This window comes from Bacillus sp. JJ1503 (assembly GCF_036965125.1).
Classification (GTDB): Bacteria; Bacillota; Bacilli; order Bacillales; family Cytobacillaceae; genus Cytobacillus.
In genome coordinates this window covers 1-12,695 of sequence record NZ_JBALOZ010000222.1, presented here as the reverse complement: position 1 = coordinate 12,695, position 12,695 = coordinate 1, and the positions used below count along the sequence as shown (strand labels likewise).

Annotated in this window: 12 protein-coding genes and 1 riboswitch; all 12 genes read left to right on the top strand. The window is 37.2% G+C overall.

Going from position 1 to position 12,695, the window contains the following annotated elements; translation table 11 throughout:
• The first annotated feature begins 53 nt into the window (after nt 1–53).
• The 12 genes from V7149_RS16650 (at nt 54) to V7149_RS16595 (ending at nt 12,680) form a co-directional block, all read left to right on the top strand.
• Complete coding sequence (locus tag V7149_RS16650; RefSeq protein ID WP_335346729.1) at nt 54–1,208, top strand: D-alanyl-D-alanine carboxypeptidase family protein; 1,155 nt, start codon at nt 54–56, stop codon at nt 1,206–1,208.
• Nucleotides 1,201–1,788: a nucleoside recognition domain-containing protein gene (locus V7149_RS16645; protein WP_335346728.1), complete on the top strand. Its 588-nt coding sequence runs from the start codon at nt 1,201–1,203 to the stop codon at nt 1,786–1,788. The genes V7149_RS16650 and V7149_RS16645 overlap by 8 nt, the downstream gene beginning before the upstream one ends.
• Before the next feature lie 6 nt (nt 1,789–1,794).
• Entirely contained in the window at nt 1,795–2,328 is a 534-nt protein-coding gene (locus V7149_RS16640; protein WP_335346727.1) for a spore maturation protein, read from the top strand.
• Nucleotides 2,329–2,480: 152 nt separating this feature from the next.
• Nucleotides 2,481–3,203, top strand: a complete 723-nt coding sequence (rluB, locus tag V7149_RS16635) for a 23S rRNA pseudouridine(2605) synthase RluB (RefSeq protein WP_335346726.1) — start codon at nt 2,481–2,483, stop codon at nt 3,201–3,203.
• A gap of 185 nt (nt 3,204–3,388) precedes the next feature.
• Nucleotides 3,389–3,913: a thiol-disulfide oxidoreductase ResA gene (gene resA, locus V7149_RS16630; RefSeq protein WP_335346725.1), complete on the top strand. Its 525-nt coding sequence runs from the start codon at nt 3,389–3,391 to the stop codon at nt 3,911–3,913.
• A gap of 20 nt (nt 3,914–3,933) precedes the next feature.
• Entirely contained in the window at nt 3,934–5,559 is a 1,626-nt protein-coding gene (resB, locus tag V7149_RS16625) for a cytochrome c biogenesis protein ResB (protein ID WP_335346724.1), read from the top strand.
• A 16-nt stretch (nt 5,560–5,575) separates the two neighbouring features.
• A complete protein-coding gene (gene ccsB / locus V7149_RS16620; protein WP_335346723.1) occupies nt 5,576–6,757 on the top strand; it encodes a c-type cytochrome biogenesis protein CcsB in 1,182 nt (393 codons plus the stop codon).
• 121 nt (nt 6,758–6,878) lie between these two features.
• Nucleotides 6,879–7,595 (top strand): response regulator transcription factor, encoded by a 717-nt coding sequence (locus V7149_RS16615; protein WP_335346722.1) that lies wholly within the window; start codon nt 6,879–6,881, stop codon nt 7,593–7,595.
• The gene (locus V7149_RS16610; protein ID WP_335346721.1) at nt 7,592–9,373 is read left to right on the top strand and encodes an ATP-binding protein; all 1,782 of its coding nucleotides are present in this window, start codon (nt 7,592–7,594) and stop codon (nt 9,371–9,373) included. Before V7149_RS16615 ends, V7149_RS16610 begins: the two co-directional genes overlap by 4 nt.
• A 212-nt stretch (nt 9,374–9,585) precedes the next feature.
• Complete coding sequence (gene sigX, locus V7149_RS16605) at nt 9,586–10,137, top strand: RNA polymerase sigma factor SigX (RefSeq protein WP_335346720.1); 552 nt, start codon at nt 9,586–9,588, stop codon at nt 10,135–10,137.
• Nucleotides 10,115–11,359, top strand: a complete 1,245-nt coding sequence (locus V7149_RS16600; protein WP_335346719.1) for a hypothetical protein — start codon at nt 10,115–10,117, stop codon at nt 11,357–11,359. Before sigX ends, V7149_RS16600 begins: the two co-directional genes overlap by 23 nt.
• A gap of 358 nt (nt 11,360–11,717) precedes the next feature.
• Nucleotides 11,718–11,933: riboswitch (FMN riboswitch) on the top strand.
• Nucleotides 11,934–12,095: 162 nt separating this feature from the next.
• Nucleotides 12,096–12,680, top strand: a complete 585-nt coding sequence (locus tag V7149_RS16595) for an ECF transporter S component (protein WP_335346718.1) — start codon at nt 12,096–12,098, stop codon at nt 12,678–12,680.
• Nucleotides 12,681–12,695 lie beyond the last annotated feature (15 nt).

Below are 12,695 nucleotides of genomic sequence, written 5' to 3'. Positions count from 1 at the left end.
GGGGCTAGGCGCTGGAGCTACAGAAGATAAGCTATAGGAGACGGGGTTTTACAATGAAGAAATTTAAAAAGCTTTTGATCTATCCGTTGATTGCTGCACTTTTAACCGGATTGATTCCGCAGAAGGCAGAAGCTTCTGTTTCTGTAAGTGCGCGCAGTGCTATTGTGATGGAGCAGGGATCTGGAAGAATATTATTTGAAAAAGATGCGTTTACGCCAAGAAGAATAGCCAGCATCACCAAAATTATGACTGCCATATTGGCCATAGAATCTGGAAAAATGGACGAGATGGTGAAGGTTAGCGAGAAAGCAGTTAGAGCAGAAGGATCTTCCATTTATTTAATACCAGGTGAGAAAATAAAATTGGAGGATTTAGTATATGGATTGATGCTCCGTTCAGGGAATGATGCGGCAGTAGCCATTGCTGAACATATTGGGGGGAGCCTTGACGGCTTTGTTTTTTTAATGAATCAAAAAGCAAAAGAAATTGGAATGGAGAATACCCATTTTGAGAACCCCCATGGACTTGACGATCATGAAAATCACTTTTCAACAGCGTATGATATGGCGCTATTAACCCGTTATGCCATGAATAATAAAGAATATGGAAAAATTTCAGGAACAAAGGTTTATAAAACACCGCATCCTAATGAAGGCTGGGATCGAAAATGGACGAATAAAAATCGTTTACTTTCAGATTATGAATATAGTACAGGCGGAAAAACCGGATTTACAAAGCGGGCAAAACGAACATTAGTCACTACCGCTTCCAAGGGAGGGCTTGATTTAATCGCCGTAACGTTAAATGCAACTGGACAAACTGACTGGAATGATCATATCCAAATGTATGAAATGGGTTTTAAGACATACAGTTTAGCTGAGGTTTTGCCAAAGGGTGTGATTAAGGATATAAAGGATAGGTTTTATAAAAAGAAAGTGTTTTTGGAGACTGGCTTTGATTATCCAATTACAAATAAAGAGAAAGACCTTTTCGAGATTAAATATAAAATGATGAAGCCTGACAGGAAGTGGGAGGATGGAGAGAACATTCCTAAAATTGTTGGAAAGGCGATTGTTTATTTTGATAACCGTCAAATAAAAACACTGCCTATATATTTTAAACAGGAAAAAGCAAATGAGGAGGATTCCTTCTTTGGCATTTTTAGAAATATTTTTATTTCAATCGTTGGTGTGAAAACGGATGATTAATATTATTTGGGCGTTGATGGCGCTAATCGGCATTATTTTTGCAATGGTCAATGGGACGATGAATGAAGTGAATGAGGCGGTTTTCAAAGGAGCAGCAGAAGCTGTTACACTTTGTATTGGTTTAATTAGTATTCTCGTATTCTGGTTAGGCATGATGAAAATTGCAGAGGATTCGGGGCTATTGAATAAACTATCGCAAGCTTTTAAACCGATTGTTAAACGGCTCTTTCCTGAAGTACCTACAAATCATCCAGCAATGGGGTATATTCTGTCGAATATGATGGCAAATATGTTTGGGTTAGGTAATGCAGCCACACCACTTGGGATTAAGGCGATGGAAGAATTAAAAAACTTAAATGGCGGAAAAAACGAAGCAACCCGCTCAATGATCACTTTCCTTGCTGTTAATACTTCAAGCATTACGCTTATTCCAACGATGGTTATTGCCATACGGATGAAATATGAATCGGTTTCACCTACAGAAATTGTTGGTCCTACATTAATTGCATCCATTAGCTCGGCTATCGGAGCTATCTTAATTGATAGGTATTTCTATTATCGAAGAACAAGAAAAGGATGAAGCTGCATGCAAATTGTATCTGTTATCTCTTTATGGTTTATTCCCGTCCTAATTGGTTTCATATTATTATATGGGACTATTAAGCGTGTTCCCACTTATGAAAGCTTTGTAGAAGGGGGAAAAGAGGGAATAAAAATTGCTGTATCCATCATACCTTTTCTTGTTGGCATGCTTGTTGCGATCTCCATCTTTCGTGCATCAGGAGCATTAGAATATTTCGTGGAGTTAATGAGGCCAGCACTTGAAGCAATTGGGGTTCCCCCCGAAATCTTTCCGCTTGCCATTATCCGCCCGATTTCAGGGTCTGCTGCACTTGGCATGACAACTGATCTCATCGCTGCCAACGGACCTGATTCCTTTATTGGCCGTCTTGCTTCCGTCCTTCAAGGAAGTACAGATACTACCTTTTATGTTTTAACCGTTTATTTTGGGGCAGTTGGAATTAAAAAAATGGGAGATGCCTTAAAGGTTGGACTATTGGCAGATTTAGTCGGAATTATTGCAGCTATTATCGTTGTGACACTCGTATTCGGTATTTAATTAGTTTCGTACGAAGATACCCTCCAATGGGGTATCTTTTTTTCTGCTAAAAATCCCTTACTTTGAAAAAAGCTTGATTTATGTCATAATTCAAAAGGACAGATTTAGGTAAAATCCTTATATGAAAGCATTTTAAGTTGGGGTGACATAATATGGAAAGATTACAAAAAGTGATAGCGCATGCCGGTTTTGCATCAAGAAGAAAGGCTGAGCAGCTAATCGTAGAAGGACATGTTAAGGTAAATGGGAAAATAGTGAAGGAACTGGGTGTCAAAGTTTCTTCTTCTGATCGTGTGGAAGTAAACGGAATTCCGATTGAACGGGAAGAGCCGGTTTATTTTCTCCTTTATAAACCAAGGGGAGTTATTTCCAGTGTTCAAGATGATAAAGGAAGAAAAGTTGTGACAGATTATTTAGCAAATATTGAACAAAGAATTTATCCAGTTGGGCGATTAGATTTTGATACTTCTGGACTTCTTTTACTTACTAATGATGGTGAATTTGCAAACCTGCTCATGCATCCTAAGAGCGAAGTAGAGAAGGTATATATTGCGAAAGTAAAAGGAATCCCTTCGCGAGAAAAGACAAGAAGTCTTGAGAAAGGCATTAAATTAGAAGATGGGATGACAGCACCTGCACGCGTAAAAATGATATCGATGGATAAGAAGAAACAAACATCTATTATCGAACTTACAATCCATGAAGGACGAAATCGCCAAGTTAGAAGAATGCTTGAAGCGATTGGTCACCCGGTAATAAAATTAAAACGCGAAAGATATGGATTTCTTACTCTTCATGGGTTAAAAGCAGGAGAAGCTAGAGAATTAACAGCTCATGAAGTGAAACAGCTCCGTGTACTTGCCCAAGCTAAATAGCTAATAAGTAAAATTTCATAGAATAGTCACACTTCCTTCATATTGTAAACATTATCATAATGGTGATAAATGCTATAATTAATATGAGCATTTCTGTTATTCTTGTTGGTTTAATAAAGAAAAAATGGAATGCACGATGCTTTATAAGTGTTTCATGAATAGTGCTTTAAAAAGGAGATATTTTAATGAAAAAAAAGCGTTTAGTAATAAGGACAATCATATTACTTATATTAGGCGCCGCCGTTGCTTACACTTTATATGCAAATTTTACGAAGGATGATGTGAAGAAAGTAGCAATTGGTAAAAAAGCACCTGATTTTGTTCTTATGGATATGAACGGTGAAAAACATCGTTTGTCAGATTATGAAGGTCAAGGGGTCTTTTTAAATTTCTGGGGTACTTGGTGTAAGCCATGTGAACGTGAGATGCCATATATGGAAAATCAATATAAGGAATTTAAAGACAATGGCGTAACGATTCTAGCTGTCAATGTAGGTGAATCGGATCTGGCTGTTCAAAAATTTGCAGATAAACATAACTTAACTTTTCCTATATTAAAAGATACGGATGGACAAGTGCAAACCGCATACAAAATAAGTCCTCTTCCTGCAACTTATATGATAGATAAGGATGGAAAAGTCGTTAAATATCATACAGGCGAGCTAACAGAAGACATGATTAGAGATATGATGGAGCAGGTTAAACCATAAGATATAGGGAGTTTTTAAAAATGAAAGACGTAAAATGTGAATGCGGACACGTAAACCCACATGGAACAATTCTTTGTGAAGCTTGCGGCAGAATTTTAGAAGAGCATGAGAAAGAAAAAAAGCTTGTAGATATGCGCTATGAGGGAAGTGCGCGCCGGTCGCAAACGTACAACAAAACGATGGTAGATAAAATATGGAATTTCTTTTCATCCGTTAAGGTGGGTGTGTGGCTAATTGTTATCACATTAGTAGCATCTGCACTAGGGACTATTTTTCCCCAGGAAATGTACATACCTCCTGTCATGCCGGCTGCCGAGTATTATCAAGAACAATATGGATGGCTTGGAAAATTATATTATGATCTAGGATTTCATAATCTTTATAGCTCTTGGTGGTATTTATTGCTTATCGCTTCAATCGGAATATCACTCATCATTTGTAGTTTAGACCGGGTAGTTCCGCTTTATCGTGCTTTAAAGGTCCAGCGCGTAACGAGACATGAAGGATTCTTAAAGCGTCAGCGTCTGTTTGGACGATCTGAAGTGAAAAACTTTGAAGAATCCTATGAATCAGTTAAAGAGAAATTAAGAGCCAAACGGTACAATATTCGTGAAGAAGATGGCAATTTACTTGCTGAAAAAGGCCGTTTTTCAAGATGGGGCCCTTATGTTAACCATATTGGCTTAATTATTTTCCTAATTGGCGGGATGCTTCGCTTTGTCCCAGGTATGTATGTTGACAAGGTCCTCTGGCTCCGGGAAGGGGAAACGAAAGTAATTCCGGAAACGCACGGAGAATATTACTTGAAAAATGATCGTTTCATCCTCGAAGTTTATGACAAAGATAAAGATAAAGAGGTTTTTAGTGATGCGCTTGAAAGGACAGGAATGGTCGCTAAAAATTTCCAGTCAAATGTAACCCTATACAAAAAGAAAGGGGATGCCATTGCTGGGGAAAAGCCTGAGCTTGAAAAGGTAAAGGATTACGAGATTCGTGTAAACGAACCATTAAAGTTTGAAAGCTTTGCCTTGTATCAGGTTGAATATAAACTTGATGAATTAAACAAAATGACTTTTGCACTTGCTAATAAACAAACGAAAGAAGAGTACGGAAATCTTACCGTAGATTTATTTGATCCAAAGGATAAATATGATTTAGGAAATGGATATTCTGTTGAAGTCATGAGTTATTTCCCAGACTTTGAATTTGATAAAAGCGGGGAACCCATAACAAAGTCAAGAATTCCTAACAATCCTGCCTTCGTGTTTAACATGATTACCCCAGACAGGCCAGAAGGAGAAGTCAGTTTTGTTGCCATCCGCCAGACGATTGAGCCATTTGGAGACAATCAATATAAATTAGCATTTAAGGGCGTCGAAACAAAAAATGTTACAGCCTTAACTGTGCGAAAAGATTTAACATTATGGATCATTGCTTTAGGTGGTTTGATTTTCATGATCGGGGTTGCACAAGGCTCTTACTGGACCCATCGTCGGATTTGGATTCGCCGTGTAAATGACGAGGTTTGGGTTGCAGGTCATACAAATAAAAATTGGCATGGACTTAAAAGAGAAATCGGTGCAGTATTAGAAGATACTGGAATAAAAGAACCAGAAGATCAAACAGAAAACGAAAAAACAGTATGAGGAGGGAACCATTTAGGTGGCAAATTTAAGTGGTAATTTATTATATATAGCCTTTATTCTTTATATTATCGCAACTGTGCTATTTGCTGGCTCAATAAAGGATAAGAGGAATCAGAAGAAAGGGCCGAACAGATGGGCACAGCTTGGACTGCTGGTAAGTATAATCGGCTTTATTGCTCATTTAGGCTATTTTATTACTCGTTGGATTGCAGCTGGACACGCACCAGTAAGTAATATGTTTGAATTTATTACATTCTTTGGACTGGCTTTAGTTGGTGCATTTATCATTATTTATTATATTTACAAAACCCCTTTATTGGGATTATTTACGATGCCTGTTGCTTTGCTGCTTATTGCTTATGCAAGCATGTTCCCGAGAGATATTTCCCCACTGATTCCTGCCTTGCAAAGTGATTGGCTTTATATTCACGTTACAACGACAGCAGTGGGTCAGGCGGTATTGTCGATCAGTTTTGTAGCAGGAATTCTATATTTAGTGAAATCTGTCGATCAATCTAAATCTAGTAAACGTACTTTTTGGCTAGAAGCAGTCATGTTTGGATTAATCTGTACGCTTGGTTATATTATTATTTCAATCAGCTTCTCTTCAATGGATTACAAAGCTGAATTTAATTGGATCAATAAAGAAGAACAGAATGCTACATTTGAGTATACGATGCCTGCTTTAATAGGTCCTCATGAAGGAGAATTAGTTACTGCTGGAAAGTTTGAGCCAATTATAGAAGTTCCGGCTATTATTAATGCCAAAAAATTGAATACGGTAATTTGGTCATTCGGAGCGGGTATCATTCTATATTTATTATTTAGGCTCGTGCTTCGGAAACGTATTGCAGCCGCATTACAGCCGATCGTAAGGAAAATCAATCTTGATTTAGTCGATGAAATTGGGTATCGCTCTGTATTAATTGGATTTCCAATATTCTCGCTAGGCGGTTTAGTTTTTGCGATGATCTGGGCGCAAATAGCGTGGACCCGCTTTTGGGGGTGGGATCCGAAGGAAGTATGGGCACTTATTACATTCCTTTTCTATGCAGCCTTTCTTCATCTCCGGTTATCTAAAGGCTGGCACGGTGAAAAATCTGCATGGCTTGCCGTAATCGGTTTTGTCATTATTATGTTTAATTTGGTGGCAGTTAATCTAGTAATTGCTGGTTTGCATTCATACGCAGGATCTTAAATCTGGTCATCATGTTTATAACAGATAGTTCTTTAGTTTAAGCTAAAAAGCCTTCACTTTGTGGAGGCTTATTTCAAAAAGTTCTATTCATTAGCGGAAATACAAAGGGGGAAATGCGATTATGGAAAAAGACGTAAGAATTTTAGTCGTTGATGATGAGGAGAGAATTCGACGTTTATTAAAAATGTACTTGGAAAGAGAAAACTTTATTATTGATGAAGCGGGAGATGGAAACGAGGCATTAACAAAAGCTCTTGAAAATGATTATCATATCATCCTGCTTGATTTGATGATGCCTGGTAAAGATGGGATTGAAGTTTGTAAGGAATTAAGGGAAAAGAAAGCTACGCCTATTATCATGCTGACTGCAAAAGGTGAGGAAGTAAATAGAGTACAAGGCTTTGAAGCAGGTACTGATGATTATATTGTTAAGCCATTCAGCCCAAGAGAAGTAGTCTTACGAGTTAAAGCGCTATTGCGCCGAGCTTCTAAAACAACCTATATACAAACAGAAGCAGCAGCGAAAGATATTATTGTCTTTTCTCACTTAACGATTGATCATGATGCACACAGAGTGCTTGCAGATGGGAAAGAGGTAAGTCTGACACCTAAAGAATATGAATTACTTTATTTTCTTGCAAAATCACCTGATAAAGTCTTTGATCGTGAACAATTACTTAAGGAAGTGTGGCATTACGAGTTTTTTGGGGACTTGCGAACTGTTGACACGCATGTTAAGCGTTTACGCGAAAAGCTAAATAAAGTTTCTGAGCAAGCTGCAAAAATGATTGTAACTGTTTGGGGTGTAGGCTATAAGTTCGAGGTTATTAATGAATGATGCTCTGGCGAAGTGTTGTAGGTAAACTTTGGTTTACAATTCTATTCCTAGTTTCTTTAGTACTCTTTATTTTAACTATTATGCTATTAGAATTTTTCGAAAACTATCATATCAATGAAATGGAAAGAGGGCTTACGAATACTGCCCAAAAAATTTCCCGTATATTAGATGAACATGATCGAGATGTCGGCCTCGAGATTTCGTGGGAATTAGTGGATGACGTCACTGAGGTAGTTATAGTGACAAATCCAAACGAATATTATTACTCACCAAATGAAAATCAAGGCTTTAAGCTTCCTATCACATATCTTACAAAGGATGCCGAGCTAGAAAAGGTTATTACTGATCATAAAACTGTCAAGAAAATGTCTGCCTTTGATGGGGATAAGGAGAAAAACAATGATGATTCCCGAATATTAATAGTCGGCGTTCCACTAAAGGAATCTACTAGTAAAAATGGGGCCGTTTATATTTATCAATCGCTCGAGGTTATGGAGGAAACAACGCGCACAACGACGAAATTTATTTTCCTTGCCGCTGGTGTTGCCATCATTTTAACGACCATTTTTGCGTTTTTCTTATCAACACGAATTACTGCTCCTCTTCGGAAAATGCGTGAAGCAGCATTTGAGGTTGCCAGGGGGAAGTTTGATACTAAGGTACCTTTCCCGTCACAGGACGAAATTGGCGAATTGGCTATTGCTTTTAATCAAATGGGGAAGCAGCTCAAATTTAATATGGATGCCCTTAAACAGGAAAAAGAACAGCTTGCAAGTATTCTAAGTGGAATGGCTGACGGAGTTATTACATTTGATCGAGATGGAACTATTTTAATTACAAATCCTCCTGCCGATCGTTTTTTGCATAACTGGTATTACGAACAGGATGAGGAGAATAAAGATACTCAAGCAGTACCATCTAAAGTAATGGAGCTTTTCCAGCTCGCAGTAAGTACAGAGAAAGAGCAGGTTGGTGAAATATCTATTCAGGGCCGTTTCTGGGTAATGATTGTTAGTCCATTATATAATGAAAAATATATTCGTGGTGCTGTTGCTGTTATTAGGGATATGACTGAAGAAAGGCAGCTTGATAAGCTAAGACAGGATTTCATTGCAAATGTTTCACATGAACTTCGAACACCGATTGCCATGATGCAGGGATATAGTGAAGCGATAGTAGATGATATTGCCAGTACAGATGAAGAAAAGAAAGAGATGGCAAGTGTTATTTATGATGAGTCATTAAGAATGGGCCGCTTAGTGAATGAGCTCTTAGATCTTGCAAGAATGGAAGCTGGACATATCCAACTAACAATGGAGGAAATCGAGGTTAAACCATTTCTGCAGAAGGTTGTTCGTAAGTTCCAAGGATTAGCTAAGGAACAGGAAATACACCTTGATTTACAGCTCAGTGAACAGTCTGGCTCATTAAGGTTTGATCCAGACGGAATAGAGCAAGTATTAACCAACTTAATTGATAATGGAATTCGGCATACCCCAAATATGGGCAAGGTATTCGTTTCTGAGCGGAATGATGAACGTGGCCTTTATATTGAAGTGGAAGATTCCGGATCAGGCATTCCTGAAGAGGATTTGCCTTTCGTCTTTGAACGTTTCTATAAAGCAGATAAAGCAAGAACGAGAGGACGATCTGGAACGGGTCTTGGACTTGCCATTGCGAAAAATATTATTCATGCACATAAAGGTCAAATATCTGTTCAAAGTAAAATTGGTCAAGGTACGACATTTTCTCTATTTATCCCTCGAAATATAGATTAATATAGAAAAATATGCCGATTGTTCTTGATACACGGGAAACATTTAGAGCGATTTAATTAAATATGTTTTAATTTCTATGTTGGAAGGATTTACATAAAAATCCTTCCTTTTTTTATCAAATTAAAAGATAATAGGGCGAGAGGATATGTTTTTAGGTTTGTAACCTTTTCTAGAATTATTACGACTATTAAATTAAACGGGGAGGGAAACGAATGGACTCCGTTTTTGATGAATTATATAGAAAATATCATCATGACGTTTTTCAATTTCTTTTTTATATGGTGAAAAACAGGGAACTTGCCGAGGACCTTGTCCAAGAGGTTTATATTAGAGTTCTAAAATCATATGAAAAATTTGAAGGAAAAAGCAGTGAAAAAACTTGGTTATTTTCCATTGCAAGAAATGTGGCAATTGATTCTTTCCGCAAACAAAAGGGATGGAAGCAGCGGCTTCTAGAGAAATTCGATTGGTCCACACAACAAGTAAAAGATGAATACCCCATTCCAGAAGAAATTATTGTCCAAAATGAAGAAATTCAATATATTTACAAATGCCTTGACCATTGTACAGTAGATCAAAGAATGATCATTGTTATGAGGTATATTCATGAACTTTCCATTACTGAGTCCGCTGAAGCACTCGGATGGACAGAAAGTAAAGTAAAAACAACTCAGCATCGGGCGTTGAAGGTATTAAAGACTTATATGGACGAAATTAAAAGAAAGGAGGGAACCGTAGAAAATGAAAAAATCAGAATGGACTGAGGAACAGCTTGAAGAATTATTAGGCAATATGCCAAAAATTAAGGATGATCGGGATCCTAGAGAAATCTATCATCTTGTCGCAATCAAATTGCAAAAGCGAAAACAAAAAATGTGGATTATGCCTAGTATTGCAACAGCAGGAGCTTTCCTTCTATTTTTCATCCTAGTTCCCAACCTTTTCAATTGGCAAGGCTTTGAAGAGAAATCAATGGAATCAGCGGATAAATCTTCATCTGCATCCGAAATAATGATGGAAAAAAAGAGTCTGGGTGACAATCAAGATCAGCTTGCAGATTCAAAGGAAAATGAAGCCCCTATTGAAATGGCAAAACAGGAAGAAGAGAAACAAATGGGGATCACTTCGATAGAAGTGGAGGACGAGACAACTGCTGTATATGAGGAGGATATGATTGATAAGGAAGTGCTAACATATGGTGTTCCAAATCAGGATGTTTCATTTATTGTTCCTATTAGCCTCATTGTTCCTAAAGATGACCAAAAGTCAAAATTTGAATTATATGTAGAAAATATGTCGAATTTGGCTGAAGAAAAATGGGGATTAACGGAATATTACCCTTTACAAGCCGGTTTGATTTTTGATGAAGAAAATAAAATTTTGACACTAAATGTTCCAGCTGACCATTCATATGGCATGTCTTCGAATACAGAATGGCAATTAAACCAAGTTATGAATCATATAATGGCTTCATTTGATATTAAGAAAGTTAATTTGACGACTGAAGGAAATCCGGGCATTGAATTTGGCCATCTCGGTAAAATAGATGAATTTGTATCGAAAGAGCAATCAAGCGATGACGCTTATTATTTTTATTTTCCAAGCAATGTTGAAACAAAGCCATTTATTGTCCCTTTTAAATTTACTGAAAAACAGGGCACAATCCAAGAAGCCTTTTCGATAATGAGAAATAATCAGGCGGGGGAAAAATTGATAGCATCCATTCCTGAAACGATCCAATTCGAAACGGAAGAAAATCCAAAAGAAGGAAAGCTCATTATCAAATTTGAAAAGGGATCACAATTAAATAATGATGAGGCAACTCTTCATACTATTGAAGCAATTTTATTAACAGCGAAAGAGTTTAATTATGAATTTGTTAAGCTTGAAAATGCAAATATCGACAGAATTGGAATATTTGATCTAAATCAAGACATTAAGGTTCCTGTTGTACCTAACAAGCGAATAATTTCCAATCAGAACTAGAGACGAGCCATTTGGCCCGTCTTTCTTTTTGCGATCATAAAGGGTTGGCTTATTATATTCAATATGTTTAGCCTGTTTTTCATAGATAGATTAATCAATTTTGATTTGTTTTGTTCTAAACTAACTTCTGCTTACATACTGTGGATATTGGACAAAAACTTATTAGGATTAACAGGAGGATAAAATGCGGGATTATTTAAGAAGATTTATGATTGCTGGAATCATGGGGATATTTATTAGTTTGTTATTTTTAGGGGGAAGCTTGTACAAGCTTTAAGGAGGAAAAAAGATCAGAAATTTAATTCCTTCCCAATTCGTTAGTTTTCAAGTATAATAAAAACTGTAACAAATAAATACGGTCTATCTTCGGGGCAGGGTGAAATTCCCGACCGGCGGTGATGAGATTTTTCTCTAAGCCCGCGAGCCTTTATGGCTGAAGCAAATTATCGGAAATAGCTGAAAAAAGTTGTCATTTGGCAACTATCATTCTATTTCTTGGTGAACGCTTTAAGCTTTGGCAGGATTTGGTGCGATTCCAAAGCCGACAGTACAGTCTGGATGGGAGAAGATGGAGGTTCTGCAGACGTTCAAAAATTGCAGGAATGATGAACGTTTATTTAGTGAGCCTTTTAAATCTCCCTCAAGTATATTACTTGAGGGTTTTATTTATGATGGCTACATGATCTGCTGAACCTTTCTTCTTTAGGAGAGATAGTCCTAACAAGGAGAGAGGAACATGAAAAGATTTTCAGTAAAAGCTTTAGTTTCGATTGGGATGTTGAGCAGTATATCATATGTATTAATGCTGCTAAACTTCCCGCTACCGCCATTTCCACAATTTCTAATGATTGACTTTAGCGATATTCCTGCATTAATTGCCGCGTTAATCTTTGGTCCGCTGGCTGGCATCTTAGTTGAATTATTTAAAAATATTTTGGATTACTTTATGACAGGGAGCGCAACTGGTGTTCCAGTTGGTCATATTTCTAACTTTATTGCGGGCATCCTGTTTGTATTGCCAACATACTATGTTTACAACAAATTAAAAACGAGAAAGGGCATGACATTTGGATTAATTATTGGTACGGCTATAATGGCTGTAATGATGAGTATTTTAAATTACTTCATCATCCTGCCTGCCTATACATTTTTCTTAAATATGCCAGCTATGTCTGCTCCAGAAATGCGTACAATGATCGTAACAGGCATTTTACCGTTTAATATTATAAAAGGATTAATTATAACCATTGTATTTATGCTAATTTTTGCACGTATGAGTGCATGGATTAGCAAACAAGGTTCCTATAATAGCGCAGCTTAATAGAAAAGCGGAAGC

What these genes read in the sequence shown, in the direction of transcription:
- resB (WP_335346724.1), top strand. Translation starts at nt 3,934, where the DNA reads ATGAAAGACGTAAAATGTGAATGCGGACACGTAAACCCACATGGAACA.
- V7149_RS16600 (WP_335346719.1), top strand. Translation starts at nt 10,115, where the DNA reads ATGAAAAAATCAGAATGGACTGAGGAACAGCTTGAAGAATTATTAGGC.
- rluB (WP_335346726.1), top strand. Translation starts at nt 2,481, where the DNA reads ATGGAAAGATTACAAAAAGTGATAGCGCATGCCGGTTTTGCATCAAGA.
- resA (WP_335346725.1), top strand. Translation starts at nt 3,389, where the DNA reads ATGAAAAAAAAGCGTTTAGTAATAAGGACAATCATATTACTTATATTA.
- V7149_RS16610 (WP_335346721.1), top strand. Translation starts at nt 7,592, where the DNA reads ATGATGCTCTGGCGAAGTGTTGTAGGTAAACTTTGGTTTACAATTCTA.
- V7149_RS16650 (WP_335346729.1), top strand. Translation starts at nt 54, where the DNA reads ATGAAGAAATTTAAAAAGCTTTTGATCTATCCGTTGATTGCTGCACTT.
- V7149_RS16640 (WP_335346727.1), top strand. Translation starts at nt 1,795, where the DNA reads ATGCAAATTGTATCTGTTATCTCTTTATGGTTTATTCCCGTCCTAATT.
- V7149_RS16645 (WP_335346728.1), top strand. Translation starts at nt 1,201, where the DNA reads ATGATTAATATTATTTGGGCGTTGATGGCGCTAATCGGCATTATTTTT.
- V7149_RS16595 (WP_335346718.1), top strand. Translation starts at nt 12,096, where the DNA reads ATGAAAAGATTTTCAGTAAAAGCTTTAGTTTCGATTGGGATGTTGAGC.
- sigX (WP_335346720.1), top strand. Translation starts at nt 9,586, where the DNA reads ATGGACTCCGTTTTTGATGAATTATATAGAAAATATCATCATGACGTT.
- V7149_RS16615 (WP_335346722.1), top strand. Translation starts at nt 6,879, where the DNA reads ATGGAAAAAGACGTAAGAATTTTAGTCGTTGATGATGAGGAGAGAATT.